Raw genomic sequence first — 5634 nt, forward strand, 5'->3', positions numbered from 1 at the left:
TAACTGATCGGCATTAGACTCATAGGAGTCGGTTTTTTTATGTCTATCATTTACAGCGCAGCTACAGATAACGTAGTGGGTGATGTGACAAATAGGGTTCAGCTATAGCGAATCAATAATGAAGGCGGTGACTGAGTTGTTTTTATTCTTCGTCAAACGCTTCGAACTCGATGCCCATCTCTGTCATCAGTTTTTTGACTTCAGTCGGGATGTCGTCTGGACGATCTTTACGAAGGTCTTCATCCGTTGGCAGTGGTTGGCCTGTGTACGCATGTAGAAAGGCTTCGCACAGTAGCTCACTGTTTGTTGCATGGCGTAGGTTATTGATCTGGCGGCGAGTGCGCTCGTCAGTAAGAACCTTTAACACTTTTAGAGGGATAGAAACTGTAATTTTCTTTACTTGTTCGCTTTTCTTTCCATGCTCAGCATATGGGCTTATGTATTCACCATTCCAGTCGGCCATTGCGTACCTTCATTACTTTAGTTGTTAGAATAAATTAATAGTGCTGATTTTAGCGGGATTTACTGCCATAAGTAAAGGCATATAGACGTCCAGAAGTGTTGACGTCTCACGTTTATGAAAGTAAAGTGAGTAACATATATCTAACACAGCCACAAAATGCCGACAAGCAGCTGTGATTCTCAGACGCAAAACTTGTAAGGAAGCACCTATGAGCAGCCGGAAGCCAGCAACCATCGCAGTACGTACTGGCATCGAGTCAGACACGCAACACCATGCCGTTGTCCCACCTATTTATCTTTCGACTAACTATGGGTTTCCCGCTTTTGGTGAAGTGCCAAAGTATGATTATACCCGTTCTGGTAACCCAAACCGCGGTCTATTAGAAACGGCACTGTTTGAGCTTGAATCAGGCAAAGGCGCGGTTGTCACTAACTGCGGTACGTCGGCACTTAACTTATGGGTATCCGCTTTCTTAGGTGGCGATGATCTTATTATTGCACCGCACGACTGCTATGGCGGTACTTACCGTCTGTTTAACACACGCTCACTCAAAGGTGACTTCAAAGTTCTGTTTGTTGATCAATCGGATCAAGCTGCACTGGATGCGGCGATCGCGCTTAAGCCAAAGTTAATCTTAATCGAAACGCCATCGAATCCATTGGTTCGTGTGGTTGATATTGCAGAAACTTGCCGTAAAGCGAAAGAAGTAGGTGCTCTGGTTGCTGTCGACAACACGTTTTTGACGCCTGTGTTCCAAAAGCCTTTAGAGCTGGGTGCGGATTTTGTTATCCACTCAACCACTAAATACATCAACGGACATTCAGATGTTATTGGCGGCGTTGTGGTCACTAAAACTGAAGAGCACGCTGAAGAGCTAGCATGGTGGGGTAACTGTATTGGTGCAACCGGCACACCATTTGATAGCTACATGACGCTACGTGGTATTCGTACGCTAGGTGCACGTATGCGCGTTCACGAAGAGAGCTCACGTGAAATTCTGACGGCTCTGCAACAACAAGATCTGGTGGGTACGATTTACCACCCAAGCCTTCCTGAACATCCGGGTCACGAGATCGCGAAGAAACAGCAGTTGGGCTTTGGTTCCATGCTGAGCTTTGAATTTTCGGGATCTTTTGAAGCACTTAAATATTTTGTGGATAAATTAGAGCTATTTTCTTTGGCTGAATCATTGGGCGGTGTTGAAAGCCTGATTTGTCACCCAGCGTCGATGACTCACCGTGCTATGGGCGAAGAAGCCTTAGCAGAAGCGGGTGTTTCTCAACAATTACTGCGCCTTTCTGTTGGCCTTGAAGATGCAGAAGACTTGATTGATGATCTCAAGCAAGCGTTTGAAAAAACACAAGGCTTTATCGCAGAAGGGGAGGTTTAATAATGACAACCTTTCGCCAGCTACATAAATTTGGTGGCAGCAGTTTAGCGAACCCTGAGTGTTACCAACGCGTGGTCAATATTCTTAGAGAATACTCGTCAGCTACTGACTTGGTCGTGGTATCGGCTGCGGGTAAAACAACTAACCGCTTGATTGAGTTTGTTGAAGCGCTCGACAAAGATGGTCGTATTGCGCATGAATGTCTACAAACCCTTCGTCAGTTCCAGCTTGAGCTGATTGAAGCGCTGCTTGAAGGTGAGTCTGCGGCTCAGCTAACGGCCACTATTCAACAAGAATTTACTGCTTTAGGTGAGCTAACTGCTCCTCTAAGCGAATCGCAAAAAGCACAGGTGTTAGGACTCGGTGAGGTTTGGTCTTCACGTTTGTTAGCCGCTCTGTTGTGCCAACATGACTTACAAGCAGTTGCTCAAGATGCGCGTGCCTTTTTACGTGCAGAAGCGGGTGCTCAACCCGAAGTGGATCGCGCGCGTTCTTATCCTCTGATTAAAGAAGTTTTGGCTCAGCATACGCATTGCCGAGTGGTGATTACGGGCTTTATGGCTCAGAACTGCGAAGGTGAAACAGTACTGCTTGGTCGTAACGGTTCAGATTACTCAGCAACCGTGATTGGTGCTTTGGCTGAAGTTGAACGTGTGACGATTTGGAGTGACGTGGCGGGCGTTTACAGCGCTGACCCTCGTTTGGTTTCGGATGCGTGTTTGTTGCCTCTGCTTCGCCTTGATGAAGCGAGTGAACTCGCTCGTCTGGCGGCTCCAGTGCTCCATAGCCGAACACTACAGCCTGTGGCTCAAAGTGCTATGGATCTCAGCTTGCGCTGCAGCTACCAGCCGGAGGCGGGCTCTACACAAATTGAGCGTGTACTGGCATCGGGTCGCGGCGCAAAAATTATTACCTCTTTGGATGAAGTTCTGATCGTTCAGCTGACCTTTGGTCATGGCCATGATTTTGACCGCTTAGAAAGTGAAGTCCTTGAAGGCCTTAAGCGAGCTCAACTTGAGCCGCTTGCTTATGAGCTTGAACCGGATCAGCACTGCTTGCGCCTTGCCTACACGGAAGAGATTGCTGGTGGTGCGTTGGAATATCTACAAGACCACGCGATTGAAGCGGAAATTAAGCTTAAAGAAGGCTTCTCTCTGATTGCAGCAGTGGGTGCTGGTGTGACTAAGAACCCGAACCATTGCTACGGTTTCTACCAGCAGCTTAAGAGCTCGCCGGTTGAGTTCATTTCAGAAGCGAACTCTGGCTTAAGCTTGGTGGCTGTGATTCGTAAGAGTGAAACATCAAGTCTAGTGAAAGGCATTCACTCTCAACTGTTCCAAGCACAAAAGCGTGTTGCGATTGCCTTGTGTGGTAAGGGCAACATTGGTTCAAGTTGGTTAAGCTTGTTTGCTGAGCAAAAAGCGGAACTTGAAAAGCGCCGTGGGATGAACTTTGAATTGGTTGCGGTTGTTGATAGCCAAACTTATTGGTTCGACGATCATGGCATTGATGCGACTTCTGTGAGCAAGCGCTTTGATGATGAAGCGATTGCCAACAATGGTAACGACTGGTTAGAGCGTTTGGGTTCTATTCAGGGGTACGATGAAGCTGTAGTACTCGATGTAACTGCAAGCCCTGTGCTTGCTGCAAAGTACCTGAAAATTGCACAACAAGGTATCCACCTGATCTCGGCTAACAAGGTGGCTGGCTCTGCATCAAGCGAGTATTACCATCAAGTACAAGATGCTTTCGCTAAGATCAGCCGTCATTGGTTGTACAACGCGACAGTGGGTGCTGGTTTACCTATCAACCACACTGTGCGAGACCTGCGTGAGAGCGGGGACGATATCATTGCTCTGTCTGGTATTTTCTCTGGCACTTTGTCTTGGTTGTTTCAACAGTTTGATGGCACGGTGCCATTCAGCGAGCTGGTTGACTTAGCGTGGCAACAAGGCCTGACGGAACCGGATCCTCGTGCTGATCTGGATGGCTCAGACGTGATGCGTAAGTTGGTGATTCTGGCTCGTGAATCGGGGTTAGATATTGAGCCTGAAAACGTCAAAGTAGAATCATTGGTACCTGAAGAATTACAAGATCTGTCAGTGGATGACTTCTTTGATAAAGCTTCTGTACTGAGTGAAGAGTTGGCCGAGCGTTTAGAGAAAGCGCAGTCTCAACAGAAGGTTCTTCGTTACGTAGCGCGTTTAGAGAAGAATGGTAAGGCAACGGTAGGCGTTGAAGCGTTATCTAAAGAACACGCTCTGGCGAACTTACTGCCTTGCGACAACATCTTTGCGATTGAGAGCAAATGGTACAAAGATAATCCATTGGTTATTCGTGGCCCAGGTGCTGGTCGTGAAGTGACAGCTGGTGCAATTCAGTCTGATTTAAACAGAATGTCTAGCCTGTTTTAATACTTAGAGCGGTTGGTTTAATACTTAGAGCGATTGGCTTAATAGTCAGATCAATTGCTTTAATACTCAGATTAATTGTTTAAATGCGTAAATAGCATACTATCCACTAAGATAAATAAGGCTGAAAGCACGATGTGTTTTCAGCCTTTTTTCTACATTATTTCTTCTTTGCGACCCACCTATCGGCTTGAGCTTTTCTCACTATCTACTTGAAAAAAATTCATAATGGATCTGTTGACATTAAATCGTATTCAATTCATTCTGGAGACATATAGACGTCTAAACGTCGCTAGGGATTTGAGATTATTTAGTGGTTGCTTTTGCCACAGGGAGAGTAAGATGGGATACACACACGCAAGTCATATCGACGCTTTAAATCAGAATATTGCAGAGCTTTCTGACAACATCAATGTGTCATTTGAATTTTTCCCACCAAGCAGTGAGAAGATGGAAGAGACCCTGTGGAATTCTGTTCACCGTCTTAAAACACTTCAACCTAAATTTGTATCAGTAACCTATGGTGCAAACTCGGGTGAGCGTGATCGTACCCACTCAATCATTAAAGAAATTAAGAACCAAACAGGCTTAGTTGCTGCACCACACTTAACGTGTATTGATGCTAGCCGCGAAGAGCTGATTCAAATTGCCGACGATTACTGGGCAAATGGCATTGAAAGTATTGTTGCGTTGCGCGGTGATATTCCAGCAGGCGGTGGTGCGCCAGATATGTATGCGTCTGATTTAGTCGAGCTGCTTAAATCTCGTCACGACTTTGATATATCAGTAGCGGCATTCCCTGAGGTTCACCCTGAAGCAAAAAGCGCTCAATCTGATCTTATTAACCTAAAGCGTAAAGTGGATGCGGGTGCAAACCGTGCAATCACTCAGTTCTTCTTCGATGTCGAAAGCTACTTACGTTTTCGTGACCGTTGTGTGGCGGCTGGCGTTGACGTAGAGATTGTACCGGGTATCTTGCCGGTTTCTAACTTCAAGCAAGCGTCTCGTTTTGCTGCGATGAATAACGTAAAAGTACCAGGTTGGATGGCGAAGCAGTTCGAAGGCTTGGATGATGATCCAACAACTCGTCAGTTAGTCGGTGCTAGCCAAGCGATCGATATGGTTCGTACGCTAAGCCGTGAAGGTGTGAAAGATTTCCACTTTTACACGCTAAACCGTGCAGAAATGACTTATGCACTTTGCCATACGCTAGGTGTTCGCCCACAGGTTGCTGCGCTTTAAGCAAAGTCTAGAAGTAAAGCCTAAGCGCTTATAAAAGCTTCTGGCAGTAACATTTCAAATCCTATAGATACAAAAAAGGCTTGGACTCTAAGAGTTCAAGCCTTTTACTTTTCTAGTTTCTAGTTTCT

General features: G+C 46.1%; 4 protein-coding genes. 3 read left to right on the forward strand and 1 reads right to left on the reverse strand.

Annotated features, from left to right (window positions below; genetic code table 11):
• Window positions 1-142 precede the first annotated feature (142 nt).
• Window positions 143-463 carry a met regulon transcriptional regulator MetJ gene (gene metJ / locus AB4589_RS10120; RefSeq protein ID WP_004729686.1) on the reverse strand — a complete coding sequence of 107 codons (321 nt, stop codon included), beginning with the start codon at window positions 461-463 and terminating at the stop codon, window positions 143-145.
• Window positions 464-671: 208 nt separating this feature from the next.
• Here metJ and AB4589_RS10125 point away from each other — a divergent pair, with 208 nt between their 5' ends.
• The 3 genes from AB4589_RS10125 (at window position 672) to metF (ending at window position 5506) form a co-directional block, all read left to right on the forward strand.
• Entirely contained in the window at window positions 672-1853 is a 1182-nt protein-coding gene (locus AB4589_RS10125; protein ID WP_102250568.1) for an O-succinylhomoserine (thiol)-lyase, read from the forward strand.
• A gap of 2 nt (window positions 1854-1855) precedes the next feature.
• Window positions 1856-4267, forward strand: coding sequence for a bifunctional aspartate kinase/homoserine dehydrogenase II (locus AB4589_RS10130; RefSeq protein WP_371709585.1), 2412 nt, complete (start codon window positions 1856-1858; stop codon window positions 4265-4267).
• A 339-nt stretch (window positions 4268-4606) separates the two neighbouring features.
• Window positions 4607-5506: a methylenetetrahydrofolate reductase gene (metF, locus tag AB4589_RS10135; RefSeq protein ID WP_009848888.1), complete on the forward strand. Its 900-nt coding sequence runs from the start codon at window positions 4607-4609 to the stop codon at window positions 5504-5506.
• Window positions 5507-5634: the final 128 nt, after the last annotated feature.

The sequence above is a fragment of the Vibrio sp. 10N.222.49.A3 genome, from assembly GCF_041475145.1.
GTDB classification, from domain to species: domain Bacteria; phylum Pseudomonadota; class Gammaproteobacteria; order Enterobacterales; family Vibrionaceae; genus Vibrio; species Vibrio tasmaniensis_A.

Excerpts from the sequence above, each read along its gene's own strand:
- metJ (WP_004729686.1), bottom strand. The coding sequence starts at position 463 with ATGGCCGACTGGAATGGTGAATACATAAGCCCATATGCTGAGCATGGA.
- AB4589_RS10125 (WP_102250568.1), top strand. The coding sequence starts at position 672 with ATGAGCAGCCGGAAGCCAGCAACCATCGCAGTACGTACTGGCATCGAG.
- AB4589_RS10130 (WP_371709585.1), top strand. The coding sequence starts at position 1,856 with ATGACAACCTTTCGCCAGCTACATAAATTTGGTGGCAGCAGTTTAGCG.
- metF (WP_009848888.1), top strand. The coding sequence starts at position 4,607 with ATGGGATACACACACGCAAGTCATATCGACGCTTTAAATCAGAATATT.